The 23,705-nt window shown below is 66.0% G+C and carries 27 protein-coding genes; 9 read left to right on the top strand and 18 right to left on the bottom strand.

What is annotated here, in order from left to right; genetic code table 11:
* The first annotated feature begins 162 nt into the window (after positions 1–162).
* The gene (locus tag UB43_RS17255) at positions 163–1,002 is read left to right on the top strand and encodes a winged helix-turn-helix domain-containing protein (RefSeq protein ID WP_045213306.1); all 840 of its coding nucleotides are present in this window, start codon (positions 163–165) and stop codon (positions 1,000–1,002) included.
* Positions 990–1,478: a hypothetical protein gene (locus UB43_RS17260; protein WP_156160436.1), complete on the top strand. Its 489-nt coding sequence runs from the start codon at positions 990–992 to the stop codon at positions 1,476–1,478. The genes UB43_RS17255 and UB43_RS17260 overlap by 13 nt, the downstream gene beginning before the upstream one ends.
* A gap of 6 nt (positions 1,479–1,484) precedes the next feature.
* On the opposite strand, the gene UB43_RS17265 is transcribed toward UB43_RS17260, so the two are convergent.
* The 17 genes from UB43_RS17265 to UB43_RS17345 form a co-directional block, all read right to left on the bottom strand.
* Positions 1,485–2,540, bottom strand: coding sequence for an OmpA family protein (locus tag UB43_RS17265; RefSeq protein ID WP_082085856.1), 1,056 nt, complete (start codon positions 2,538–2,540; stop codon positions 1,485–1,487).
* Positions 2,537–3,409, bottom strand: coding sequence for a flagellar motor stator protein MotA (gene motA / locus UB43_RS17270; protein WP_045213308.1), 873 nt, complete (start codon positions 3,407–3,409; stop codon positions 2,537–2,539). The genes UB43_RS17265 and motA overlap by 4 nt, the downstream gene beginning before the upstream one ends.
* A 13-nt stretch (positions 3,410–3,422) precedes the next feature.
* A complete protein-coding gene (locus UB43_RS17275; RefSeq protein ID WP_045213310.1) occupies positions 3,423–4,184 on the bottom strand; it encodes a FliA/WhiG family RNA polymerase sigma factor in 762 nt (253 codons plus the stop codon).
* Positions 4,185–4,190: 6 nt separating this feature from the next.
* The gene (locus UB43_RS17280; RefSeq protein WP_045213312.1) at positions 4,191–4,676 is read right to left on the bottom strand and encodes a flagellar basal body-associated FliL family protein; all 486 of its coding nucleotides are present in this window, start codon (positions 4,674–4,676) and stop codon (positions 4,191–4,193) included.
* Positions 4,677–4,720: 44 nt separating this feature from the next.
* A complete protein-coding gene (locus UB43_RS17285; protein WP_052969559.1) occupies positions 4,721–5,863 on the bottom strand; it encodes a flagellar hook-length control protein FliK in 1,143 nt (380 codons plus the stop codon).
* A gap of 3 nt (positions 5,864–5,866) precedes the next feature.
* Positions 5,867–6,184: a hypothetical protein gene (locus UB43_RS17290; RefSeq protein WP_045213314.1), complete on the bottom strand. Its 318-nt coding sequence runs from the start codon at positions 6,182–6,184 to the stop codon at positions 5,867–5,869.
* A complete protein-coding gene (fliS, locus tag UB43_RS17295; protein WP_037017149.1) occupies positions 6,168–6,566 on the bottom strand; it encodes a flagellar export chaperone FliS in 399 nt (132 codons plus the stop codon). Before fliS ends, UB43_RS17290 begins: the two co-directional genes overlap by 17 nt.
* Positions 6,563–7,912: a flagellar filament capping protein FliD gene (gene fliD, locus UB43_RS17300; RefSeq protein ID WP_045213316.1), complete on the bottom strand. Its 1,350-nt coding sequence runs from the start codon at positions 7,910–7,912 to the stop codon at positions 6,563–6,565. The genes fliS and fliD overlap by 4 nt, the downstream gene beginning before the upstream one ends.
* 367 nt (positions 7,913–8,279) lie before the next feature.
* Positions 8,280–8,720 (bottom strand): flagellar protein FlgN, encoded by a 441-nt coding sequence (flgN, locus tag UB43_RS17305; protein ID WP_045213324.1) that lies wholly within the window; start codon positions 8,718–8,720, stop codon positions 8,280–8,282.
* On the bottom strand, positions 8,717–9,001 hold the full coding sequence (gene flgM, locus UB43_RS17310; protein WP_045213327.1) for a flagellar biosynthesis anti-sigma factor FlgM: 285 nt from the start codon (positions 8,999–9,001) through the stop codon (positions 8,717–8,719). Before flgM ends, flgN begins: the two co-directional genes overlap by 4 nt.
* Positions 9,002–9,182: 181 nt before the next feature.
* A complete protein-coding gene (locus UB43_RS17315) occupies positions 9,183–9,605 on the bottom strand; it encodes a flagellar FliJ family protein (RefSeq protein WP_045213329.1) in 423 nt (140 codons plus the stop codon).
* On the bottom strand, positions 9,605–10,936 hold the full coding sequence (fliI, locus tag UB43_RS17320; protein ID WP_045213332.1) for a flagellar protein export ATPase FliI: 1,332 nt from the start codon (positions 10,934–10,936) through the stop codon (positions 9,605–9,607). The genes UB43_RS17315 and fliI overlap by 1 nt, the downstream gene beginning before the upstream one ends.
* 1 nt (position 10,937) lies before the next feature.
* Positions 10,938–11,636, bottom strand: coding sequence for a flagellar assembly protein FliH (gene fliH / locus UB43_RS17325; RefSeq protein WP_045213333.1), 699 nt, complete (start codon positions 11,634–11,636; stop codon positions 10,938–10,940).
* Positions 11,637–11,642: 6 nt separating this feature from the next.
* Positions 11,643–12,683, bottom strand: a complete 1,041-nt coding sequence (locus UB43_RS17330) for a FliG C-terminal domain-containing protein (protein WP_045213334.1) — start codon at positions 12,681–12,683, stop codon at positions 11,643–11,645.
* Positions 12,661–14,355, bottom strand: coding sequence for a flagellar basal-body MS-ring/collar protein FliF (fliF, locus tag UB43_RS17335; RefSeq protein ID WP_045213336.1), 1,695 nt, complete (start codon positions 14,353–14,355; stop codon positions 12,661–12,663). The genes UB43_RS17330 and fliF overlap by 23 nt, the downstream gene beginning before the upstream one ends.
* 9 nt (positions 14,356–14,364) lie before the next feature.
* Positions 14,365–14,700, bottom strand: coding sequence for a flagellar hook-basal body complex protein FliE (locus UB43_RS17340; RefSeq protein ID WP_045213340.1), 336 nt, complete (start codon positions 14,698–14,700; stop codon positions 14,365–14,367).
* A 23-nt stretch (positions 14,701–14,723) separates the two neighbouring features.
* Complete coding sequence (locus UB43_RS17345) at positions 14,724–16,124, bottom strand: sigma-54 dependent transcriptional regulator (protein ID WP_156160437.1); 1,401 nt, start codon at positions 16,122–16,124, stop codon at positions 14,724–14,726.
* Between the two features lie 452 nt (positions 16,125–16,576).
* On the opposite strand from UB43_RS17345, the gene UB43_RS17350 reads away from it, so the two are divergent.
* From UB43_RS17350 to UB43_RS17380, 7 genes are read left to right on the top strand one after another with little or no spacing between them, the layout of a single operon-like run.
* On the top strand, positions 16,577–17,416 hold the full coding sequence (locus UB43_RS17350) for a flagellar motor switch protein FliM (protein WP_045213342.1): 840 nt from the start codon (positions 16,577–16,579) through the stop codon (positions 17,414–17,416).
* Entirely contained in the window at positions 17,413–17,784 is a 372-nt protein-coding gene (locus UB43_RS17355) for a FliM/FliN family flagellar motor switch protein (protein ID WP_045213343.1), read from the top strand. The genes UB43_RS17350 and UB43_RS17355 overlap by 4 nt, the downstream gene beginning before the upstream one ends.
* Positions 17,785–17,786: 2 nt before the next feature.
* Complete coding sequence (gene fliP, locus UB43_RS17360) at positions 17,787–18,539, top strand: flagellar type III secretion system pore protein FliP (protein ID WP_045214176.1); 753 nt, start codon at positions 17,787–17,789, stop codon at positions 18,537–18,539.
* A gap of 22 nt (positions 18,540–18,561) precedes the next feature.
* Positions 18,562–18,834: a flagellar biosynthetic protein FliQ gene (locus UB43_RS17365; protein ID WP_045213351.1), complete on the top strand. Its 273-nt coding sequence runs from the start codon at positions 18,562–18,564 to the stop codon at positions 18,832–18,834.
* 4 nt (positions 18,835–18,838) lie between these two features.
* On the top strand, positions 18,839–19,639 hold the full coding sequence (fliR, locus tag UB43_RS17370; RefSeq protein WP_045213353.1) for a flagellar biosynthetic protein FliR: 801 nt from the start codon (positions 18,839–18,841) through the stop codon (positions 19,637–19,639).
* On the top strand, positions 19,632–20,765 hold the full coding sequence (gene flhB, locus UB43_RS17375) for a flagellar biosynthesis protein FlhB (protein ID WP_045213354.1): 1,134 nt from the start codon (positions 19,632–19,634) through the stop codon (positions 20,763–20,765). The genes fliR and flhB overlap by 8 nt, the downstream gene beginning before the upstream one ends.
* 2 nt (positions 20,766–20,767) lie before the next feature.
* Entirely contained in the window at positions 20,768–22,864 is a 2,097-nt protein-coding gene (locus UB43_RS17380) for a flagellar biosynthesis protein FlhA (RefSeq protein WP_045213356.1), read from the top strand.
* A 212-nt stretch (positions 22,865–23,076) separates the two neighbouring features.
* On the opposite strand, the gene UB43_RS17385 is transcribed toward UB43_RS17380, so the two are convergent.
* Complete coding sequence (locus tag UB43_RS17385; RefSeq protein WP_017521274.1) at positions 23,077–23,439, bottom strand: PilZ domain-containing protein; 363 nt, start codon at positions 23,437–23,439, stop codon at positions 23,077–23,079.
* Between the last annotated feature and the right edge of the window lie 266 nt (positions 23,440–23,705).

Raw genomic sequence — 23,705 nt, forward strand, 5'->3', positions numbered from 1 at the left:
CTCTGCGTCAGTGGTTTCAAGGCTCGTGTGAAAATTGCAAGCACGAGTGTGCAAAATTCAGAACTTGCACCCACATTTTTCTGACGTCAAAATAATGCCTCTGCCTCCATGGACAAATGGAGTTTCCCCGCGACCGTCAAGGGAGCGGCTCGCAAGGGCAAGATGAACACACTCACTTCCACGCCAGCGGACAGTCGGCCGATCGCCTGCCTGACCCTCCGTACCGGGCGTTCCGATTGCGTCGCGCAGTTCTATCCCGCGCTCTATCAACTCGACCTCGACCGTGACGGCCAGGTGGAGCGTATCGACCTGGGTTTTTCCGGCAGCCGCGTACTCGAACGCCTGCTGCAGAGCCCGGGAGACGTGGTGGCCCGCGATGAGCTGCTGACCCACGCGTGGTCCGACCGGGTGGTCGGCCAGGGCAGCCTGAACCAGCAGATCTACACCCTGCGCCAGGTGCTGGCGGACGAGAAGCAGCGGCAGATCATCCAGACGCTGCCGCGCCGCGGCTACATGTTCAACCCGCAGTACCTGATCGGCCAGGCCAGCGAGCCGGATGCGGAAGTCACCGACGCCACCCCGGAAGTCATTCCGCTGGAGGAAGTCGTTCCCGTTCCCGGGCTGCGACCGCCGAATCTACGGCGCCTGAAACTCGCCGCCGCCAGCCTCTGCATCCTTGGCGTGCTGGTCCTCTCCGGCGCCTTCTACTACACCCAGGTTCGCAGCCCGGTCCTCACCGCCGAACAGAACGTCGGCTCCCTGCAGATCACCTACGTCGAAGACAACGAACAGGACCTGCAGCGGCTGATCAGCAACACCCGCCCCCTGGCCCACCAACTGGCCGACCTGGCCAGCCGGCCCATCGGCCTCCTGCTGCACATGACCTCGGGCTTCTATGAACTGGTCTGCGTGCAACCCGAAGGCAACTCCAACTGGCTGCTGATCCATGAAAGCCAGGTCGCCCGGATTCCCCAGGAGCAGCTGCGCAAGTGCCTGAACTGAACCTTCGTCGCCAGGTCGGCGCGGCCCGCCGCTGCCTGGTGATTTCGCTGTTCGGCTTGATCTGCCTGGCCCTGGCGCTGGGCATGCTGTGGAAGCACGCCCACGGCACCTCGGCCATCGATGGCCGCTACGCTTCGTCCGGCCAGGTGCTGCTGGGCAATGGCAAGGTGCTGGAGATCGCCCAGACCACCATGTTCCACGAGGGGCGCTTCTACTCGATGATCCAGCAGGACGCCAACATCCTCGAAGTCTCCGGCCTGGTCGGCAGCGACCTGAGCGGGCGCTTCCAGTTGCAGGTGGAGGAGAACAGCATCAGCAACCTGCAGGCCGACAGCGGCCTGGACAGCGAGCTGATCTTCAACCTGCTCTACGGCCGCCAGCGCGGTGCCCGCATCACCCTCGAACCCCTGGGCGGCTGCCTCTACGGCGTGGAGACGCGCCAGGTGTTCTGTCCGCGCCACCTGCGCAATCGCTGAGCCTGCTCAGAGCTTCAACGTCGGCTCCGCCACCCGGGAGGGGGGCGTTGCTTCGAGCGCCGCTGAAGCCGGCGCCTTCACCTCCGTCTCCTGCTGCGGCTGCGGCTGCGGCTGCGGCTGCGGCTCGACGAGCTTCGCGCCCGACGCCGAGTAGTGCACCTGGGCGTAACTTTCGCCGAAGATTTCCCGGTACAGGCTCTCCGCGCGCTGGGTCAGCAGGAGGATCTCGATGCGCCGGTTGGCGCCGTTCTCCGGGTCTTCCGGGCGCAACGGCATGACGTCGGCCTGGGCCGCCACCTGCAGCACGTGCGCAGCCGGCAGGCCACTGTCGACCATCACGTTGCGCGCGCGCAGGGCGCGGTCGCCGGAGAGGTTCCAGTTGTTGTAGCCATCGGCGCCGCGGTACTGCACGGCATCGGTGTGGCCACTGAGGATCAGCTTGTTCTGCACCTTGGCCAGTACGCCGGACAGCGCGCCGAGCAGCTTCTGGAAATGCGGATCGAGGGTCGCCTGGCCACGGGCGAACATGAAGCGCTGCTGGTCGTCCTTGATCAGGATGCGCAGCCCCTGCGGCACCACGGTCACTTCGATGTTGGCCAGGGCATCGACCTTGCCGGACACCTCGCGGATCAGCTCGGCCAGCTCGCGCAGGTCCTCGTTGCTGTCGTACTGGCGGCCTGCGCCGTCCTGCTGCACGCTCGAATCCTGCGGCTGCTCGCCAGCCTTGCCTTGCTTACCTGAGTCGATGGCGAGCTGCGGGGCGGGCTTTTCCGGCGTCTTGATCGGCTGCGGCATGCCGTCCAGCTCGATGGGTGTGCGGCTGGCGCCATCGAACACGCCGGCACCACCATCGACCACCGGGTTGGCATCCTGGTCGCCCACCGCCACCGGTTGCGGCTCGGTCTGCGGGTGGACGATCCACAGCACCATGAACAGCGCCATCATGGCCAGGGTGAAGTCGGCGAAAGCGACCTTCCAGGCGCCGCCATGCTCGTCATCGTGGCCCTTCTTGCTGCGGCGCTTGATGATGACTTCGCTGTGCTTGTCGGCACGTTTCTTCATGCTGCGTCCCGCTCTTCCTCATAGCGGGTGACCCAGGTCTCCAACTGCTTGAAGGCCGGCTTCACGTCCTGCTCGATCAGCTTGCGACCGGCGTCCACCGCCAGCAGCGTGGGCTTGCCGGCGACGTGGGCGACCAGCGTGGTGCGCACGCACTCCAGCGCCGACAGCTCGGTCTTCACCCGCTGCGACATGGCGTTGGACAACGGGTCCATCAGGCAGTAGCAGACGAAGATGCCGAAGAAGGTGCCCACCAGCGCAGCGGCCACGTGGGCGCCGATCTCGGCCACCGAGCCGCCGATGTTGCCCATGGTGATGATGATGCCGAGGATCGCCGCGAGGATGCCGAAACCGGGCATCGCCTCGCCGACCTTGTGCAGCGATTTGGACGGCTGCAGCAGGGCGTGCTCCATGGCGTCCAGTTCCTGCTCGAGGAAGCCTTCCAGCTCGTGGGCGCTGATCTTGCCCATGGCCATCAGGCGGAAGTTGTCGGCGATGAACGCCATCAGGTTCTTTTCCTGGAGGATCAGCGGGTAGCGGGCGAACAGCTCGCTCTGCTCCGGCTCCTCGATGTGCGCGTCGAGCACCTTCAGGCCGCCGACGTCGACCATCTCCAGCAGCTCGTAGAGCAGCATCAGCAACTGGCGCTGGAATTCCTCGCCGCGGCGCTTGAAGACGAACACGCCCTTGATCTGCGAGCACATCTCCAGCAGCACTTCGCGGGGGTTGGCGACGACCAGGGTGCCCAGGCCCGCGCCGAGGATGATGATCATCTCCGCCGGCTGCCAGAGCGCGCGCAATTCGCCGTGGGCCATGGCGTAGCCGCCGAGCACGCAGGCGATGATGATCAGGGCGCCGATGATTTTCTGCATGGTTTGGGATTCTTCAGGGAGTGTCGGGGGTCGTGAGGAAACGGCTGCACTTGCCGATCGCCTGCTTCATCAGCTGGCAGATGCGCGCATCGGTCAGCTCCAGCACCAGGGCGATTTCCTTGAGGTTCAATTCGTGCTGGTAATACAGGTTGAGGATCAGCCGCTCGCGCTCGTTGAGGCGCTCCAGCGCCTGGGCCAGCAGGCGCTCCTTGAGCACTCGCTCTTCCAGTGCGTCACCGCTGCCCTGCACACCGTCGTGGCCGTTCTGCAGCAGCGCATCGAAGCTCTCGATGGCCTCGGAGGATTCGGCGCGCAGGTAATCCTGGTAGCCCGCCTCGTCGAGGCCGGTGGCGGCCAGCACTTCCTCGTCGCTGGGCACGCGGCCAAGCTGGCGCGCCAGGGAACGGATCGCATCGCGCACCTTGTGCGCCTGCTGGCGCACCTGGCGCGGACGCCAGTCCTGGCGCCGCAGTTCGTCGAGGATGGCACCGCGGATGCGCAGCGCGGCGAAGCGGCCGAACTGCTCGTCCGGCTCGCCGTAGCGACGCAGGCCTTCGAGCAGGCCCATCAGGCCGATCTGCTCCATGTCCTCGCGATCCAGCACCTGGTTGGCCTGCAGCGACAGCTGGCTGACGATGCGCCGCACCAGCGGCAGGTACTGCATCATCCAGCGCTGCTCGGCCGCCGGCGACAGGCGCGCGTGGCCGCCTTCGGGGCTGTCGTAACCGCCGACGCCACTGGCATAGCCGTGATCAGGATCGCGAAGGGCGTGCATGGCGGCTTACTGGACGATCATCTTGCTGAGCATCACGTGCTCGAAGGGCACCACTACCTTGCGCGCGGCGAAGTCGTCGATCACCGCCTTTTCCAGGCGCGTCTGCACGTCGCCGATGGGCATCGCACGCAGCACTTCGAACTTCTCCGGGGTCAGGTTGGCGACCACCGAACTGCGCACCATCGGCGCAACGCTCTCGAGCTTCTTGCGCTCCTGCTCGGCCCTGGCCTGCAGCACCAGGTCGATCACGAAGTAGTGCTCGCGGTCTTCGCCGCGGGAGCTGACGATGATCTTCTCCACCGGCACGAAGAGGTACTCGGCGCTCTCCTGCTCTTCCTCCGTTGCATCTTCCTTGGCTGCCTCCTTGTCGGAAGCGGCGGCGGCCGGGGCGAGACTGGCGGACTTGATCATCTTGTAATTGACGAACACGCCGCCCAGCACGACGGCGATATTCACGATGAGCATCAGTAGAACGAGACGCGGCGTGGACATGGGGTTTCTCGAAAAATCCTGTGGGGGTGCGGGCCGCTGGCGGCCTACACGGTAATCAGTACATCGCTGTCGCCACGCGGCGCGGAGCGCTCGCCCGCCTGCGTGTCGCGCGGGTTGGCGGCGACTGCAAGCGGCTCCTCGGTGAAGCGCTGGCGGTTCTGCTGGCCCTGCTGGCCGGACGGCGAATCGGAGGACACCTGCACGTTGACCTGCAGGAAGTTCTGCCCGACCAACTCCTGGCGCAGGCGCTCGCTGGTGTTCTGCAGCATCCGCACGACATCGCCGTTGGAGGCGGAAATCTGCACGTTGAGCTGGCCGGCCTCATGGCGCACGAGGATCTCCAGGGCGCCCAGTTCCGGCGGGTCCAGGCGAATCGTGGCGTTCTGCACACGCTGGCCGAGTTGCAGCTCGACGTTGTCGCGCAGCGCACTGACCATCTGCTCGCCCCAGTGGGCCTCGTTGTTGCCCTTGAGGTGCAGCGGCCTGTCGAACAGTGGCGAGGTCGGCGTCAGGGTGGCGGGCTGTGCGTTGCCGTCGGCAGCAGACAGGCGCGGATCGATTGCGGCGGCCGGCAGTGCGGGCATGCCGGAGTTCGGCGTCTGCGCGGCAGCGGCCAGGTGCTGTTGCAGCAGCGTCTGCGCCTGGCTCTGGGTCGTCTCTCGGGGGGCCGGCGGAGCCGCCTTGGCGGGCTCCTCGGAAAGCTCGGCAGGAGGCAGCAACCTATCCTCCGGCTTCACTCCGACGGGCGCCGGCTGCGCAGACGAGTCGGCCGCCGGGGTGGCGAAGCCGGCCACGCGGGCGCTGGTCTGCGCCGGCGGATTGTCCCGCGCCTGCACCACCAGGCCGGCCTGGCTGAGCATCCCGGCGAGCCAGTTCTCCGCACCGGAGGGCGAAGCTTCTTCCGCCTGCCGGTCTTGCGCATCGCTGTCGCGGCTTTCCGCGGGCAGCGCCTCCGGCAGGACCGGCAAGGCAAGGTTGGGCTGCGGCAATGGGTCCTCGACCTGCGCCGTATCGAACTGCGCGAGGAACGACTGCACGGTGATGGTCCGCTCGCCGGCATTCGACTGCACCGGTTGTTGCTCGCGGAAGCCGGCTTCATCGCGGCGCGAACCCTGCGGGCGCGCTTCAGCCACCGCAGGCGCATCGCGGCCAGTGCCCGGCAGGGATTGGGTCGGGAGCTGGATCACGGTCTATCGACCCTCCTGGTACGTATCCACCTGCATGTACGCCGAGCGTCCCTCGGCATATTCCAGGTGCGAGAGCAGGAGGCGGCGCAGACGCTCGCACTCCTCGGCGCAGGCCTGCGACGCCTGTTCGTGCAGGCGCTTGAGGTGCTTCTTGGCCAGCAGTACATCAGCGGCCAGCCCGGCCTGCGACGACATCGCCACCAGTTGCGCGCGGATCGCCAGGTCGACCTGACCCATGGCTTTCCAGTCCTTGCGCTGCAGCGCCCCACCCAGCCGTTCGTACAGCTGCAGCAGGCGCTGGCGATCATCCACGGGCGGCACTCACGCCCTCCCAGCCTTCACGCAGGATGCCCAGCAGGCGCACCACTTCGTCGATGCCGGCAACCTCCAGCGACACGCTGACGTCGGAGAGGCGGTAGATGCAGTAGTCATAGAGGCGCGCCAGGCCCTGCACGGTCTCGCCGCCATTCTCGTAGTCGAGCGCGCCGTTCAGGCCGTTGAGGATGTTCAGGCACTTCTCCAGGGAGCGGCCCTTCTGCTGGTAGCGCTTGTGCTCGATATGCCCGCGGGCGCGGGCCAGCTCGTCGAGCAGGCCGTCGAACAGCACCAGCACCAGTTCATAGGGCGAGGACGAGGCGGCCTTGGACTCCAGGTCGATCATCCGGTAACTGTCGTAGCTTTCGTTCATGCCGTAGGCGGTCATCCGAACATCCCGCTGGTCTGGTCCATCGACTGCATGGTCTGCATCATCGAGGTGTATTGCTTGAGGTAGCGCGCGTAGTAGGTGTCGTACTGCTTCTGCAGGTTGTCGTAGTCATCGTCGACGCGGCGCAGGCTGTTGTTCAGGGCGTCCTTGCGGTTCTTCATGACGCCGTTGACGCTGTTGGTGTAGACGGCAACGCCCTTGTCCAGGCTGTCGAGCAGGTTGCCCTTGCCCATGAACAGCTTGTCCAGGGCCTCGGGGTCGCTGGCGATGGCCTTCTCGAAGCGGGTGGCGTCGAGGGTCAGCTTGCCGCTGCGGTCGGCGCTGATGCCCAGGGTGATCAGGTTGGCGCCGCCGAAGCTGGTGCGAACCATCTGGTTCAGCGCGTTCTCGATGGAGCGCACGCTGGAGTCGCCGGCCAGGGCGCCACGAGCGTTGCCGTTCTGGTCGCCGGCGGCGGTCAGGCTGTCGATGGTGCTGGCCAGCGCGTTGAAGGCGTCGATGAAGGTCTGCACCTTCTTCTTGGTCTCGCTCTGGTCCTGCGCGACGGTCAGGCGGATGGCCTGCTCACCGGACTTCTGCGCCTGGGTGAAGGTGGCACTGACGCCGTCGATGATGTTGTCGAAGGTGTTGCTGGCGTTGGTCAGCAGCATGCCGTTCTCACCACCCAGGCGGACGCGGGCGTCCTGCGCCTTGGACAGTTCCTGCGGGTTGCCAATGGCGTTCTCGAAAGCGCTGTTGGCGCTGTCGGTGCCGCTCAGCGACAGGCTGATGGCGTTGTCCGCGCCGGACTTCTCCGCGCCCAGCACCAGCGACACCTGGCCGTTGCTGCGCACCAGGGTGGCCTTCACGCCGGTGTTGTCGGTGGCCTTGTTGATCGCCGCGGCCAGCTCGTCCAGCGAGTTGCTGCCGTCGCCGTCGGTGTCGATCTTGCTCAGGTCGATGTCGAAGGACTTGCCGTTCTGGGTCAGGGTCAGAGTGCCCTGGGTGTCGACATCGCCGGACTGCAGCCCGGAGAAGGACAGCTGGTGGCTGGTGGCGAGCTGCTCGACGAAGAAGTCGTAGCTGCCGGGCACGGCGTTCTTGTCGACCTTGGCGGTCAGGTAGCCGTCCTTGCTGGTGGTGGCGCTGTTCACCAGCATGCTGGTGTTGCTGCCGGTCACGCCCTGCAGGCTCTTCACCGCCGAGGAGAAGGTCTTGAGCGCCGACTCCAGGGAGGTCACGGCAGTCAGCTGGGACTGGTACGAGGACTTGTTGCGGTCAGCCTTGTTCAGGCCGTTCTGCACTTCGTACGTGGCCAGCTGCTGAGCCATGCTTTTGACGTAATCGGAATCTATGGTCGCCATGTGAATCCACCTCTTTGGGTCGGAAGAGCAATTACGGTGCCAATGCTGCAAGGCCCGCCGCTTAGGGCTTTGCGGGCTCTACAGGGAGAAGGCGAACTTCCGCCTGGCATGCTTTGGCGCGCAGCGGGAAGCGGTGTTTCCGCCTGCCGCAAGTGCGCCTTGATGCAGGGAAAGGGCGACCGTGGGGAGGGATTCGTTAAGCCGTTTCGGCGGGATGTTTTTCGCGTGCAATGGCCGGGACGGGTGCCGTGCGGTTCGCGAGCAAGCTCGCTCCTACAGGGGGACGCCGGCGCGCTCTTTGTAGGAGCGNNCTTGCTCGCGAACAGCGCCCACCCAGGAAAACCGCGACCGAAAGATGAAGCGCGGATCAGTAGGTCTGGCGCGAATACACCGACTGCTCGCGCGGATCGCCCATGAGCTGGCTGAGGATGTCGTGGTGCATCGCCAGCAGCTTGCCGTTGCGCTCGTTGAGGCGCTTGCACTGGGCGGTGAGCTGGCCCAGTTGCTGCCACTCCTGCTGCAGCTCCTCGCGACGTGGCGGCTGGTAGTTGGACAGCAGCGTGCGCATGCCGTCGGCGTCCATTGGCAGATGGAAGGCGCGCAGCACGCGGCTGCGGCGCTGGGCGCGGCCGGCGATGGACTCGAGCAGTGCCTGGATGTCGGGGTTCAGCGCTTCGATCTGCGCGCTGTCCCGCGCCAGCAGGTGGCGATACAGCTCCTGCAGGCGCTCGCGCAGCGCCAGGCAATCGCGGCCATCCTGCTGGATGTCCTGCTCGATCACCTGCAGCAGCCGCGCGCGCTGGGTCATGCGTCGCTGCCGCGATGGTAGGAGAGGATGCTGGTGGCGAGCACGCTGGTGTCGTTCTGCAGCTCGCCATTCATCAGCGCACGGCGGATTTCCGCAACGCGGCTCTGGTCCACGTCGGGCATGGCGCGCAGGGTTTCCTGCATCTCGTCCAGGCGCAGCGAATCGCTGACCGGCGCACTGGCGCTGGTCTCCGCCACCGGGGCGACGCGCTCGCTGCGCGCGCTCTTGGCGGACTCGCTGGTGGCCAGCGCAACGCTGGTCAGTTGCCGGGTGATTTCCATGGTCGGTATCCGAATGTTTTTGGGGCTTTCCCTCAGAGGGCGACCGCCTCGCGGGAAAACTTAAATGCCGTGTTTCGCGCTCGCCGAACTGACGGCGGATAACCGCAAGCGGTTATTCGGCCTACGGATCGACGCTCCCACGCAGGGCGCATAACGCGGCACGCGTTATGCGCCACTCGCTTCATGCCCTGGCGCGCCACCAGGACTGCGCGGCGAGGCCATCCTGGATTTTCTGCTCCTGCTGCGCAAGCTGCAGCTGCCACTGGCCGACCTTGGCCTCGATCACCTGCGTGAGCACCTTCTCGCTGCGCATGGCCGCCATCAGCTCGCCCTGGATGCGCGCCAGGGTCTGTTCGGCGACCTCCAGCTCGCGGCGCTGCAACTGCAGCATCTTGTGCAGGGTGGCCTTGTACTGCTGCTGGTTGTGCCGCTGCAGCGGCGTGCTGGTGGCCACGCTGAAGCCGCACAGGCGATCCAGCCCGGTGATGTTGTTGCGGTAGCGCTGGCAGAGGTTCTGCTGGTAATTCACCCGGCCCAGCAACTCGCGGACCTTGCCGCCGCGCACGTCGGCCAGGCGCCCGAGCATGTCGATCTGCGTCTTCATCAGCGGCCACCGACGATGCTTTGCAGGGTGGCGACGCTGTTGCCCAGCTCGGCGCCGTCGGCGGTTTCCTGCCGCAGGTAGCGCTCCAGCATCGGCGCCAGTTGCACGGCGCGGTCGGTCTTCACGTCCATGCCCGGCGTGTAGCCGCCCAATGGGATCAGCTCCTTGATGCGCTCATAGGTGCCGCTGAATTCCTTGAACTGCCGCGCGGCGGCGAGGTGCGTCGGCTCGGCCACCTGGCTCATGCAACGGCTCACCGAAGCGCCGATGTCGATGGCCGGGTAATGCCCGACATCCGCCAGCCGGCGCGACAGCACGATGTGCCCGTCGAGGATCGCGCGGGCGCAGTCGACGATCGGGTCCTGGTGGTCGTCGCCCTCCGCCAGCACGGTGTAGATGGCGCTCAGGCTGCCGGTCTCGCCCTCGCCGTTGCCGGCGCTTTCCACCAGCTCCGGCAACATGCCGAACACCGACGGCGGATAGCCCTTGGTGGCCGGCGGCTCGCCCAGCGCCAGGGCGATCTCGCGCTGGGCCATGGCGTAGCGGGTCAGCGAATCCACCAGCAGCAGCACGTCCTTGCCCTGGTCGCGGAAGTAGGCGGCGATGCTGTGGCACAGCTCGGTGGCCTTCAGGCGCATCAGCGGCGATTCATTGGCCGGCGCCACCACCACCACGGCCTTCTGCAAGCCTTCCGGGCCGAGGGAGTGCAGGATGAATTCCTGCACCTCGCGGCCGCGTTCGCCGATCAGGCCGACCACCACCACGTCGGCCTTGGTCTGCCGGGTGATCATCCCCAGCAGCACGCTCTTGCCCACGCCGCTGCCGGCGAACAGGCCGACGCGCTGGCCCTTGCCCAGGGTCAGCAGACCGTTGATGGCGCGCACGCCAACGTCCAGCGGCTCGGACACCGGACGCCGGCGCAACGGGTTCACCTGCGGCAATTCGGTGGGCAGGGGATGACGGCCGGCGAGCTTGCCGAGGCCGTCCAGGGGTTCGCCGAGGCCGTTGACCACGCGCCCCAGCCAGGAATGATCGATGTGCAGCACGGCTTCGTCCGGCGCCGGGAAGACCCGCGAGCCGGAGGTCAGGCCGACGGGTTTCTTGAAGGGCATGAGGTAGGTGATGTCACGGTTGAAGCCAACGACCTGCGCCTCCAGGCGCTCGCCGTCGGCGACTTCCACGTAGCAGCGCTGGCCGGTCATGCGCCGGCAGCCGAGGCTCTCCAGCAGCAGGCCGGAGACGCGCACCAGGCGACCGCTGACCCGCGCCAGCTGGACCGAGTCCAGCGAACGCAGCGCTTCTTCGAGCTTGAAGCCGTCGCCCAGGGCCATCTCAGTCTTCGTCCTGCAGGTGCGCGCTCAGGGCTTCCATGCAGCTGTCCAGGCGCTGCTGGCAACCGATGTCGGCTTCCGCCTGGGCGGTGACGACACGGCATTCGCCCAGCGCCAGGCGCTCGTCCGGCACCAGGCGCCACTTGGCGGCACGCTCGGGGTTCAGCTCGCGGATGCGCGCGCATTCTTCCGGGTTGAGCAGGATCTGCACCTCGCCCTGCTCGCCCGGCATGGCGGCCAGGGCTTCCTCGGCCAGGGTCAGCAGCTGCGTCGGGTTGAGCGTCAGCTCGACACGGATGACCTGTTTCGCCACCTTCTGCACCAGCTCCAGCAGCTCTTTCTGGCGGCTGCGCTGGAAGGCCTGGTGGTACTCGCCGAAGGCCTCGACGGCGGCCTGCAGCGGCGCGCTGGCCTCGTCGAATACCTGGCGGCCGGTGGCACGGCCTTCCTCGCGGCCCTTGCGCAGGCCGTCCTGGCGACCGGCTTCGAAGCCTTCGCGCAGGCCGGCTTCGCGGCCTTCGCCGACGCCGTCCTGGTAGCCCTTCTCCAGGCCTTCCTGGAAGCCCTCGGAGATGGCGCGCTGGCGCGCCGCCGGGTCGCTGTCCCAGCCATGATTGTCGGCGCTGGCGGTGGCGCAGCGCGGCGGGAAGCGGTACGGGCGCCAGGCGCGGCTGTCGGCCTTGATGACTTTGATCGCCATGCGCGGTTACTCCACCGTCTGCTCGCGGAACAGTTGCACCTGCAGGTCACCTTCGGCCGCCAGCTCGCGCACCACGCCCATGATGTCCTTGCGCACCTGCTCCACGCGGCTCAGCGGCACCGGGCCCTGGCGGCGGTTGATGGACTCCATCTGCTGCGCCTGGCGCTTGGGCATGGCGCCCTGGATGGCACGCACCAGCTCGGGCTCGGCGCCCTTGAGGGCAACCACCCACTCGTCCAGCGGGATGACTTCCAGCAGGGTCTGCAGCACTTCCTGGTTCTGCCGGGAGAGGATGAAGAAGTCGTACATCTCGTCTTCGATCTTGCCGACCAGGTCGTCGTTGTGGGCGCGCAGCAGCTCGAACATCTGGTTACGGTCGCCCTTGAAGCGGTTCATGATGTCCGCCGCCTGCTTGACCCCGCGCACCTGCGAACCCTGGGTGGAGAGCACGCGCAGGCTGCGGTCGATCAGCTGTTCGAGCTCGGCGATGACATCGCTGTTCACCTCGCTCAGGTTGGCGATGCGGAACAGCAGTTCGTCCTGGCGCTCCGGCGGCATGGCCTCGAGTACGTCGGTGGCCATGCCCGGCGGCAGGAAGGCGAGGAACACCGCCTGCATCTGCGCATGCTCCTTGGCGATCAGCGCGGCGAACTGCTTGGGATCGATCCACTCCATGCGCGCCATCTTGGCGCGGATTTCCTCGCCATAGATGCTGTCCAGCAGGTTGCGCGTGATGTCGCTGCCCAGCGCCTTGCCGAGCATGCCGGCGAGGTAGGAGCGCGAAGCGCCCTTGATGCTGGACTGCAGCTTGTAGTCGTCGAAGAACCGGCCGATCACGTCGGAGACGGTGTTCTGCTTGACGTTGGACAGCCGCGCCATCGCCTGGCTGATGCTGACGATCTCCTCGCGGCTGAAGTTGCGCAGGATGCCGGAGGAGGCTTCGTCACCCATGCTCAGCATGAGGATCGCCGCCTGTTCCAGGGAGCTCACGGCGCGCATCTGCGGGCCGCGCTTTTTCGTTTCTTCAGGCAGGCTCGTGTCGGTCATTGCGGCCAATCCAGTGCTTGATCACTTCCGAGACCCGTTCCGGGTCGTTCTTCGCCAGCATCTGCAGATGCTCGATCTGGTGCTCCAGGCCCGAGCCCGGCGCCGGCAGGCGGATCTCCGAGAGCGGGTTCAGTTCGCCGAGCACGTTGAGCCCGCCGACGCTTTCACTGCCCAGCGACAGGCGCCGCTCGGCGTCCAGCGCCAGTGGATACTCGGTGCCGCCTTCGGGCAGCTCGGCGGTGGCCGTGGGTTGTACGCGCTGGGTCAGGCTGCGCACTGCCGGGCGCACGCCGAACAGCAGGAACAACAGCGCAATCAGGCCGAGCACGGTGTAGCGCACCAGTGATTGCAGGGCGCTGCTTTCCCACCAGCTGGCGGAGGACTCCTCCACCGCCGTGGCGGCGAAGGGGAATACGCTGACGGTGATCAGGTCGCCGCGCTGGGCGTTGAAGCCCACGGCGCTCTTCACCATGGCTTCGAGGTCGGCGCGGGCCTTGTCGGTCCAGCCGCCCTCGGGCGCGGTAGACTCGTTGATCACCACGGCGACGCTCTGCTGGCGCAGGGCGAAGGCCGGGTACTTGATGTGGGTGACGCTCTGGTCGAAATCGTTCTGCCGGGTGGCTTCCTCGCGGGTCGAGGTTGCGGCCTTGTTGTCGGTGCTGGCGACCTTGCCGTTACCCGGAGGATTGTTGCCCTGGGCGTTGTTCTGCCCTTGCTGCTGTTGCGGCGGCGGTTCCGGCGGACGGTTGCTCAGCGAGCCGGGCACGCCGAGGGCGAGCTGGTCCAGCGTGCTTTCGTTGCGCAGCACTTCGCTGCGCAGGCGTGGCGCTTCGCCGTAGGCCTGCAGGGTTTCTTCCTTCTGGCTGAAGTCGATGTCGGCGGACACGCTGATGCGGTAGTTGCCCAGGCCGAGCACCGGCGCCAGCACTTCCTCGACATTGCCCACGGCCTTGCGCTGGTACTCGTCCACCGCCTGCCAGTTCTGCGAAGGAGCGCCGACGCCACTGATGCCGCGCGACAGCAACACGCCGTTCTGGTCCACCACGCTGACGTCTTCGGGCTTGAGCTGCGGCACGCTGCCGGCCACCAGGTTGACGATGGCGCCGACCTGCTCGGGGCTCAGCCGCTGGCCGGGCGCCAGTTGCAGCAGCACCGAGGCCTTGGCCGGGTCACGCCGGCCGACCACGAAGGAATTGCTGTCTTCACGGGCGACATGCACACGTGCCTGCTCGATGCCCTTCAGGCCCATGATGGTGCGGGCCAGCTCGCCTTCCAGGCTGCGCTTCAAGCGCACGTCCTGGAGGAAGTGGCTGGTGCCCAGCGGCTCGTCCTTGTCGAACAGCTCGTAGCCGGCCGGCAGGGACACCTTCACGCCCTTGGCCGCCAGCAGCATGCGGGCGCGCGCCAGGTCTTCCTCGCGCACCAGCACCTGGCCGCTCTGCGGATGCAGGCGATAGTCGAAGGCCTCGGCGTCCAGCACCTGCATCACGTCGGCGGCCGGGTAGGCTTCGCCGGCGCCGTAAAGCGGGCGGTAGGCACCCTGGTCGCGCCACAGGTAGAAGACCACGGCAGCGGCCAGCAGGGCGGCGCCCAGGGCGATGCCGAGCAGCCCCAGGCGCGGGTCGAGCTTGAGTTTGTCGAGCGGCAGGCGCCCTTTGAGATTCTGCAGCACTGTCAGTCCTCACAGCGGCATGCGGATGATTTCGTCGAAGGCGCCGGTGAGCTTGTTGCGCACCTGCAGCAACGCGGAGAACGACACGCTGGCCTTCTGGCTCTGGATCATGGCGCCGACCAGGTCTTCGCTCTGCCCGCTGTCCACCGCGGCCATGGCGGCGCTGGACTGGTGCTGCTGGGCGTCCACCGCGCGCAGCGCCTGCTCGAAGCTGGCGCCGATGCCCTGCGCCGGCGCGCTATCGGCGATCTGCGCAGCAGGCCGCACGGCCGGGCCGCTGGCGAGGTCGGCATAACGGTTCATCCGGTCCAGCATGTCCTGCTGCACCTGCATGATCGAACTCATGGAAGTCTCCCCCGGAAACGAAATCAGAACTGCACCTGCACGCCCTGCTCACGCATCGCGTTGAGCCGGTAGCGCAGCGCGCGGGTAGTCATGCCCAGGCTCTCGGCGGCCTTGGTCTTGTGCCCGCCGAAGCGGCGGATGGTGTCGATCACGTGCTGGTACTCGGCGAGCTTGCCGCTGGCGCGCAGCGCGGCGCGGCCGCCTTCGGCCGCCAGCGGGATCACCGCGGCGACGGTACCGGTGGGTGCATCCGGCGCGGCCAGTCCGAGGTCGCGGGGCTGGATGAACAAACCGTTGCGCAGCACCAGGGCGCGCTGCAGGGTGTTTTCCAGCTCGCGCACGTTGCCCGGCCAGTCGTGTTGCAACAGCGCCCGGCTGGCGGCTTCGGTCAGCAGGTCGTGCTCGGCGTCCTGCGGGGCGTACTGGCGGATGAAGCGGCGCGCCAGCGGCAGCACGTCTTCCTTGCGCTCGCGCAGGGGCGAGATGTGCAGGGGCAACACGTCGAGGCGGAACATCAGGTCGGCGCGGAAACGCCCTTCGTTGACCTCGGCCTGCAGGTCGCGGTTGGTGGCGGCGATGATGCGCACGTCCAGCTCGATCTCGCGACGGCCGCCCAGGCGCTCCACGCGCTGTTCCTGCAGCACGCGCAGCAGCTTGGCCTGCAGGGCCAGCGGCAGTTCGCCGATTTCGTCCAGCAGCAGGGTGCCGCCGTTGGCCAGTTCGAACTTGCCCGGCTGGGCATTCACCGCGCCGGTGAAGGCGCCGCGTTCGTGGCCGAAGAGGATGGATTCGAGCATCGCCTCGGGGATCGCCGCGCAGTTCACCGCGATGAAGGGCGCGTCCTGGCTGGCGATACCGTGGATGTAGCGGGCCAGCAGTTCCTTGCCGGTGCCGGTCTCGCCGGTGATCAGGATCGGTGCGCGGGTCTGCGCGACGCGTTGCGCCATGGCCAGCAGCCGGCGACCGGCCTGGGAGCGCGAGACGAACAGCTCCTGGGCGGTGCTGGAGGCTTCCTGGCGACGCAGCAGCGCGGCCAGCTGGCCGGCGCCAAAGGGCGACAGCAGGTAGTCGACGCAACCCAGGTCGAGCAGGGTGGCAGCCTTGTCCTGCTCTTCATAGCCGACGATGGGCACCACGTCGCGCTCGCGGCCATCGCTGAGCAGCGCACCGACCCGGGCATAAAGGTCAGGAGCAGGGAAGGCGCCGGCGAGGATGAACAGCAGGGCAGCGTCGCTGCGCGCACGGGCCAGTTCGGCGAAGCCGGAGAAGCGCTCGACGCGGCAGCCTTCGGCCAGCAGCGCCTGCAACAGGAGGGCGTGAGCGGCGTCCGAGGACGGCCCGATGATCGCAACTTTTTTCTGCGCCGGCCGCTCTTCGAGCAGCGTTTCACATAATTGATCGATCGACTGGCTTAAACTGTTCACCGCAACTTTCCATTCGCTAGTGCGTTCGAAAACCCTCCTGTGTTCAACGCCAGAATCGGCCGAAAAATGTTATCGGCGACTGCGGAACTTCTTTACGGATCGGTTATCTCACACGTGGCATTGCAACAACTTCGTCACAACTCGAGTCGCTACAACCTGTAACTAACTCAGCCACACTAACAAGTGCCAGCACTACGCCATAGCTTCCCGCCGATTAATTTAAATCAATAGACAAAAAGTTCCGTCAAAAACAGCATTTGATATCTATTGATTTAATCGAACGACCTCAGATCGCTATCATTGCGCCACGTCAGCAGCCTGTGACGCAGCAGTCACGGGCCTCCTGAAAGACAGAGCATGCCGCGAGCAACGATCAGCCGATTCCGGCGGTCATGACACCTCCCGTGTCCTTGGGCAGATGGCAGATCGAACCTGGAAGTACGACGCTGAGCATGACTGGTAAATCAAAAGTCCACCATGGCGTGCCCGCCGATAGTCTGATTCGACTGAAACCGCAGAAACTCGGCCGGCATTATCACAAGATCCCACAGTACATCAAAGAGATCTCCGGAAAGTATCCGAGGATTATCAGCGACTACTTCCTGCGGCATTATCGAATCAATCTCGAACTGGATAACCTGACCATTCACGAGGAACTTCCCCGTGAGCTGGAGTGCCTGTTCGATTCGCCCCTGGGCAAGTTCGGTTTCGCCATGGACCGCGCCCTGCTCACCGAAGTCATCGAGTGCTATTACGGCGGCACCGTGGTCGCCCATCGCGACACGCCGCCGATCAGCAGCTCCGAGCAGCGCATGCTCGACCGCCTCGGCCTGGACGTGGTGGACCTGTTCGGTCGCGCCCTGCTGATGGGCGAATCGGTGGGCCGGCTGCAGCAGATCGATCCCACCTACGAAGAAGTGCAGTGGGAATACGTGGCCGAGTTCAGCTACGTCAGCCACCTGACCGGCGAGCGATCGTCGCTCTACCTCTACCTGGACAACCCGCTGGCGGACGAACTGACCCGCCGCCTCGCCGGCCCGCCGCCACCGCGCCTCACCGGCAACCCGGTGGAGCACATCAAGCACCTGCCGCTGCGCCTGGACTGCGTGGTCGCCGCCGCGCGCCTGCCACTCTCGCAGGTGCTGGCCCTGGAGCCGGGCGATGTACTGACGATCCGCCCGCTGGAGCGCGTCGAAGTGCGGGTCAACCAGCAGAAGCTGTTCCGTGGCGCCATCTTCGAAGATGACGGCACCCTCTTCCTCTCCTCCCTGGAAAGCGTGAAAAACCCATGACCGGTTCCCTCTCCGACTCCGAGTTCGAGTCGCTGATCAACGACGGCGACCTGGGCCTCACCCAGGACGTCACCGACATCCCCGCCGAGCCCGCGCGCGCGTCGCTGCCGCAGCAGGACCTGAGCTTCTTCGGCAAGATCCCGGTGAACGTCACCCTGGAAGTCGCCTCGGTGGAGATCTCGCTGAAAGAGCTGATGGACGTCGATGCCAACAGCGTGATCATCCTCGACAAGCTCGCCGGCGAACCGCTGGACGTGAAGGTCAACGGCGCGCTGTTCGCCAAGGCCGAGGTGGTCGTGATGAACGGCAACTACGGCCTGCGCGTGCTCGAACTGTGCGGCGCCAGCCTCGACGCCCTGACTGCCTGATGATGCTTCGCCGCTGTCTGGCCCTGCTCGGCCTTCTGCTCGTCGCGCTCTGCCCGCTCTCCGCGCAGGCGGCAGGCGGCGAGGTCACGCTGTTCAACCTGCACGACACGGCGGACGGCCAGGCCTTCAGCGTCAAGCTGCAGATCCTCATCGTCATGACGCTGCTGGGTTTCCTCCCGGCGATGCTCATGCTGATGACCTGCTTCACCCGCTTCGTCATCGTGCTGGCGATCCTGCGCCAGGCCATCGGCCTGCAGCAGAGCCCGCCGAACAACGTGCTGGTGGGCATCGCCCTGATCATGACGCTGCTGGTGATGCGCCCGGTGTGGCAGGACATCTACGCCCACGCCTACCAGCCCTTCGAGGCCGACCAGATCAGCCTGGAAGACGGCCTCGGTCGCGCCAAGCAGACGCTGAGCCGCTTCATGCTCGCGCAGACCAACCGCACCTCGCTGGAAACCATGGTCTCGCTGGCCGGTGAAACCGTGCCGGAGAAACTGGAGGACCTGGACTTCTCCCTGCTGCTGCCGTCGTTCGTGCTCAGCGAGCTGAAGACCGCCTTCCAGCTGGGCTTCATGATCTTCATCCCGTTCCTGGTGATCGACCTGGTGGTGGCCAGCGTGCTGATGGCGATGGGCATGATGATGCTCTCGCCGATGATGATCTCGCTGCCGTTCAAGCTGATGATCTTCGTGCTGGTGGACGGCTGGGCCCTGATGATGGGCACGCTGACCAGCAGCGTGCAGCCGTTCTAGCGGCCCTGACGGAACACTACAGATGCTCACTCCGGAAAGCGCCGTCGATATCGTTTCCAACGCCGTGCACATCACCGCGCTGATCGTCTGCGTGCTGATCGTACCGAGCCTGATCGGCGGGCTGCTGGTGAGCATTTTCCAGGCGGCCACGCAGATCAACGAACAGATGCTCAGCTTCCTGCCGCGCCTGCTGATCACCCTGGGGATGCTGGTGTTCGCCGGCCACTGGATCCTGCGCACGCTCTCGGAACTGTTCATCGAATCCTTCCACCAGGCGGGCCGACTGGTCGGCTGATGCCATGCAGCAAGGTGCATCCCTCCTGCAGGCCTTCGACACCCTGCAAACATTGCAGGCCTGGTGGTGGCCCTTCTGCCGGATCATGGCGGTGTTCGCCCTGGCGCCGATCTTCAGCCACAAGGCGATCCCCATGCGCCTGCGCATCCTCCTCGGCCTGGCGCTGACCGTCGCCCTCGGCGCCGCGCTGCCGCGACCGCCGGCCATCGACCCGCTGTCCGCACAGGGCCTGCTGGTGGCGCTGGAACAGGTCGCCTTCGGCCTGATGCTGGGTCTTGCATTGATGCTGGTGTTCACCGTGTTCACCCTGGTGGGCGATGTGATTTCCACCCAGCTGGGCCTGAGCATGGCGGTGTACAACGACCCCATGAACGGCGTGTCGTCGTCCTCGATCTTCTACCAGCTGTACTTCATCCTGCTGGTCTTCCTGTTCCTCTCCATCGACGGCCATCTGCTGGTGGTGAGCATCCTCTACCAGAGCTTCGTCTACTGGCCGGTGGGCAGCGGCCTGCATTACCTGGGGCTGGAATCGGTGGCCGGCAGCCTCGCCTGGGTGTTCTCCGCCGCGGTGCTGATCACCCTGCCGGTGGTGTTCTGCATGACCCTGGTGCAGTTCTGCTTCGGCCTGCTCAACCGCATCTCGCCCGCGCTCAACCTGTTTTCCCTGGGCTTTCCCATGGCGATCCTGGCGGGCCTCGTGTGTATCTGGATGACCCTGCCGGATATCCCCGAGAACTACCTGAAACTCACCCGCCAGTTGCTCGACGCCATCGGCGTGATCTTCCGCGAGGGGCGCCATGGCTGACCAGCACAGCGCCCAGGAGAAAACCGAAGAGGCCTCCCAGCAGAAACTGAAGAAGAGCCGCGAGGATGGCCAGGTCAGCCGCTCCAAGGACCTCTCCACCACGCTCTCGTTGCTGGCCACGCTCGTCGCCCTGAAGTTCTGCGTGGAGCATTTCTACGACGGGATCAGGCAAGGCTTCGCGCTGTCCTTCATCGACCTGAGGAACAGCGAGATCGGCCTCGACGACCTGCCGCTGGTGCTCGGCCACCACCTGGTGCTGTTCATCACCACGCTGCTGCCGCTGCTGGTCACGCCGCTGCTGGTGGTGCTGTTCTCGATGATCCCCGGCGGCTGGATCTTCTCCAGCAAGAACTTCATGCCCAGGCTGTCCAAGCTCAACCCCATCACCGGGCTTTCGCGCATCTTCTCGCTGCAGAACTGGACCGAGCTGGCCAAGTCGCTGCTGAAGATCGCCGTGCTGATCGCCGTCGCCCTCTACCAGTTGCACGGCGCCCTGCCCGGCCTGCTGGCACTGCAGCGCAGCAACGTGCACAGCGCCATCGCCACCGCCTTCGGCACCTTCTACGACATCACCCTGTCGCTGCTGGTGGTGTTCATCCTGTTCTCGGTCATCGACATCCCGATCCAGTACTTCTTCTTCAAGAAGAAGCTGCGCATGACCAAGCAGGAGCGCAAGGAAGAGCACAAGAACCAGGAAGGCCGCCCGGAAGTGAAGGCGCGCATCCGCCAGTTGCAGCGCCAACTGGTGCACCGGCAGATCAGCAAGACGATCAAGACCGCCGACGTGGTGATAGTCAACCCGGTGCACTTCGCCGTGGCGCTGCGCTATGACCCGAAGAAGGCCCAGGCGCCCTACGTGGTCGCCAAGGGCCTGGACGAGACCGCGCTGTACATCCGCAAGATGGCCAAGGCCCATGACCTGGAAGTGCTCGAACTGCCGCCGCTGGCCCGTGCGATCTACGCCACCACCCAGGTGAACCAGCAGATCCCGGCGCAGCTGTACAAGGCCGTGGCCCACGTCCTGACCTACATCCTCCAGCTCAAGGCCTGGCGCTCCGGGCGCCGTGAACGCCCGGAGCTGATACGCAACGTCCCCATTCCCGAAGAACTGCTGAACAGAGTCTGACCATGCGCCTACTGCAGTCACTATTGCCGACCTTCCAGAGCGGCCGCATCGGCATCCCGCTGATCATCCTGTCGATCCTCTCGATGATCATCCTGCCGCTGCCGCCGCTGGTGCTGGACGCCCTGTTCACCTTCAACATCGTCGTGGCGATCCTGGTGCTGCTGGTCAGCGTGTCGTCGAAGAGCCCGCTGGACTTCTCGCTGCTGCCCACGGTGATCCTGGTCACCACGCTGCTGCGCCTGACCCTGAACGTCGCCTCCACCCGCGTGGTGCTGCTCGACGGCCACACCGGCACGGGCGCGGCGGGCAAGGTGATCGAGGCCTTCGGCCACGTGGTGATCGGCGGCAACTTCATCGTCGGCCTGATCGTCTTCGTGATCCTGATGATCATCAACTTCATGGTCATCACCAAGGGCGGCGAACGCATCTCCGAGGTCACCGCGCGCTTCACCCTGGACGCCCTGCCGGGCAAGCAGATGGCCATCGACGCCGACCTCAACGCCGGCCTGATCGACCAGAACGAAGCCAAGCGCCGCCGCTCGGAAGTGGCCAAGGAAGCCGACTTCTACGGCGCGATGGATGGCGCCTCGAAGTTCGTCCGGGGCGACGCCATCGCCGGCATCCTGATCCTGCTGATCAACCTGTTCGGCGGCCTGGCCATTGGCGTGTTCGTCTACGACCTGCCCGCGGGCGCAGCCTTCCAGCGCTATGCCCTGCTGACCATCGGCGACGGCCTGGTGGCGCAGATCCCGGCGCTGCTGCTGTCCACCGCGGCGGCGATCATCGTCACGCGGGTCAACGAGTCGGCGGAAATCACCAGCCTGGTGCGCCGGCAGATGCTGGCCTCGCCGTCGCTGCTGTACACCGTCGCCGGCATCCTCGTGGTGCTCGGCCTGGTGCCGGGCATGCCGCACACCGCCTTCTTCGCCTTCGCCGCGCTGGTGGCCTTCATCGCCTGGCGGCTGTCCCTGGCCGGCCCGCCCATCGAGGCGCAGACGCTGGAGCAGACCCAGGCCCTGACGCACGCGATGGACCAGGAAAAAGCACAGCAACTGGCCTGGGAAGACATCCCGCTGGTGGAGCGGCTGTCCATCTCGCTGGGCTACAAGCTGGTCAGCCTGGTCAACGAGGCCAGCGGCGCGCCTCTGCCGCAACGGATTCGCGGGGTGCGCCAGACGCTCTCGGAGAACCTCGGCTTCCTCCTGCCGGAAGTGCAGATTCGCGACAGCCTGCGCCTGAAGGCTTCGCAGTACGCCATCCACATCAACGGCGAGCGCATCGACGGCGCGGAAATCCACGCCGACCGGCTGATGGCGATCCCCTCGCCGGAGCTGTACGGCGAGATCGACGGCATCCTCGGCGTCGACCCGGCGTACCGCATGCAGGTGGTGTGGATTCTCCCGGCGGACAAATCCCGCGCGCTGAACCTGGGCTACCAGGTGATCGACTGCGCCAGCGTGGTCGCCACGCACCTGAACAAGGTGGTGCGCGAGCACCTGCCGGACATCTTCAAGCACGACGACGTCGAACACCTGATGCAGCGCCTGACCCTGCAGGCGCCCAAGCTGGCCGAGTCGCTGAAGGCCCAGCTCACTTACTCACAACAGCACCGGGTGTTCCGCCAGCTGCTGCAGGAAGAAGTGCCGCTCAAGGACATCGTCACCATCGCCAGCGCCCTGCTCGAAGGCAGCGAGACCACCAAGGACCCGGTGCTGCTGGCCTCCGACGTGCGCTACGCGCTGCGCCGCAGCATCGTGTCGTCGATTGCCGGCGACCGCCCGGAGCTGACCGTTTTCGTGCTGGAGAACGCACTGGAGAACACCCTGCTCGGCGCCCTGAGCATCGCCCAGCAGGCCGGCCCGGTGAGCCTGGACAACATCCCGGTGGAGCCCAGCCTGCTCAACCAGCTGCAGCACAGCATGCCGGTGGTGAAGGAAAAACTGCGCAAGGAGGGCCACCCGCCGATCCTCACCGTGATGCCGCAACTGCGACCGCTGCTCGCCCGTTATGCGCGGGTGTTCAGCCCGGGGCTGCACGTGCTGTCGCAGAACGAGATTCCGGAGCGGGTGGGGGTGCAGATACTGGGGACGTTGGGGTGATGTCTGTCTGAGAGTTCGGCGCGGGGCTTGGCGCCCTCTCCCCAACCCTGGCTGCGCGCCCCGCTCCGAAGGGAGAGGGAGCTGTTCGGCGCTCCTCGGATAAATCGGTGTCAGCCGGCAAACGCAAGAGCATCAGCCCGCTCGGGACAGTCCCCTCTCCCTTCAGGGAGAGGGTTAGGGAGAGGGCCAGCCCGAGCGCCGGGCTACCCCCTTCACGACAACCGCGCCCGCCCCAACAGGCTGCGGTTGAAACTCACCGACATCGACGTCACCAGCTCGGTAAACGCCGCACTCGGCCGGTCCAGCTTGAACCCCTGCTCGAAGCGCGCGTTCTTGGCGTCCTTCTTCGACCACTGGCAGATCGCGGTGATATCCACCGAACGGGTGTGATCCTCGCGCACCGGGATCTCCAGCCGCATGTCGTAGCAGCTGCCCGGTGCCAGCGGCTCCTCCGTCACCAGCCGCAAGCCTCCCATCGAGACATCCAGGACCACCCCCATGGGGTCGCCGCTCAGGCGGTTGGTCACGTTGATCTGGCCGATGTGGCGGAAGGTCAATCGACGGTGCTTGCGCATGCTGGCCTCTTGTGGGGAACGGGCTCTGGGACGGACGGGGAAGAAAAACGCGCGCGCATCCTAGCAGCGGCCTCATCTCAAAGGCTCTCAAAAGCTATCAACTGGCCAGTATTTGGCGCAGTCCGGGCCATACGCCTGAGAGGCTGCGTCTGGAGCGCCATCTATTCCCGGTGACAGTCCCCTGCATTTGCGCGACGGACCCGCTATCCCCGTGATGGCCGGTCCGTTTTTTATGCCTGCACGGAGCGCTTTTCTGTAGGAGCGAG

The sequence above is a fragment of the Pseudomonas sp. 21 genome (assembly GCF_000955805.1).
Classification (GTDB): Bacteria; Pseudomonadota; Gammaproteobacteria; order Pseudomonadales; family Pseudomonadaceae; genus Pseudomonas.

Excerpts from the sequence above, each read along its gene's own strand:
- UB43_RS17255 (WP_045213306.1), top strand. The coding sequence starts at position 163 with ATGAACACACTCACTTCCACGCCAGCGGACAGTCGGCCGATCGCCTGC.
- UB43_RS17265 (WP_082085856.1), bottom strand. The coding sequence starts at position 2,540 with ATGAAGAAACGTGCCGACAAGCACAGCGAAGTCATCATCAAGCGCCGC.
- motA (WP_045213308.1), bottom strand. The coding sequence starts at position 3,409 with ATGCAGAAAATCATCGGCGCCCTGATCATCATCGCCTGCGTGCTCGGC.
- UB43_RS17275 (WP_045213310.1), bottom strand. The coding sequence starts at position 4,184 with ATGCACGCCCTTCGCGATCCTGATCACGGCTATGCCAGTGGCGTCGGC.
- UB43_RS17280 (WP_045213312.1), bottom strand. The coding sequence starts at position 4,676 with ATGTCCACGCCGCGTCTCGTTCTACTGATGCTCATCGTGAATATCGCC.
- fliS (WP_037017149.1), bottom strand. The coding sequence starts at position 6,566 with ATGACCGCCTACGGCATGAACGAAAGCTACGACAGTTACCGGATGATC.
- fliD (WP_045213316.1), bottom strand. The coding sequence starts at position 7,912 with ATGGCGACCATAGATTCCGATTACGTCAAAAGCATGGCTCAGCAGCTG.
- flgN (WP_045213324.1), bottom strand. The coding sequence starts at position 8,720 with ATGACCCAGCGCGCGCGGCTGCTGCAGGTGATCGAGCAGGACATCCAG.
- flgM (WP_045213327.1), bottom strand. The coding sequence starts at position 9,001 with ATGGAAATCACCCGGCAACTGACCAGCGTTGCGCTGGCCACCAGCGAG.
- UB43_RS17315 (WP_045213329.1), bottom strand. The coding sequence starts at position 9,605 with ATGAAGACGCAGATCGACATGCTCGGGCGCCTGGCCGACGTGCGCGGC.
- fliI (WP_045213332.1), bottom strand. The coding sequence starts at position 10,936 with ATGGCCCTGGGCGACGGCTTCAAGCTCGAAGAAGCGCTGCGTTCGCTG.
- fliH (WP_045213333.1), bottom strand. The coding sequence starts at position 11,636 with ATGGCGATCAAAGTCATCAAGGCCGACAGCCGCGCCTGGCGCCCGTAC.
- UB43_RS17330 (WP_045213334.1), bottom strand. The coding sequence starts at position 12,683 with ATGACCGACACGAGCCTGCCTGAAGAAACGAAAAAGCGCGGCCCGCAG.
- UB43_RS17340 (WP_045213340.1), bottom strand. The coding sequence starts at position 14,700 with ATGAGTTCGATCATGCAGGTGCAGCAGGACATGCTGGACCGGATGAAC.
- UB43_RS17350 (WP_045213342.1), top strand. The coding sequence starts at position 16,577 with ATGACTGGTAAATCAAAAGTCCACCATGGCGTGCCCGCCGATAGTCTG.
- UB43_RS17355 (WP_045213343.1), top strand. The coding sequence starts at position 17,413 with ATGACCGGTTCCCTCTCCGACTCCGAGTTCGAGTCGCTGATCAACGAC.
- fliP (WP_045214176.1), top strand. The coding sequence starts at position 17,787 with ATGCTTCGCCGCTGTCTGGCCCTGCTCGGCCTTCTGCTCGTCGCGCTC.
- UB43_RS17365 (WP_045213351.1), top strand. The coding sequence starts at position 18,562 with ATGCTCACTCCGGAAAGCGCCGTCGATATCGTTTCCAACGCCGTGCAC.
- fliR (WP_045213353.1), top strand. The coding sequence starts at position 18,839 with ATGCAGCAAGGTGCATCCCTCCTGCAGGCCTTCGACACCCTGCAAACA.
- flhB (WP_045213354.1), top strand. The coding sequence starts at position 19,632 with ATGGCTGACCAGCACAGCGCCCAGGAGAAAACCGAAGAGGCCTCCCAG.
- UB43_RS17380 (WP_045213356.1), top strand. The coding sequence starts at position 20,768 with ATGCGCCTACTGCAGTCACTATTGCCGACCTTCCAGAGCGGCCGCATC.
- UB43_RS17385 (WP_017521274.1), bottom strand. The coding sequence starts at position 23,439 with ATGCGCAAGCACCGTCGATTGACCTTCCGCCACATCGGCCAGATCAAC.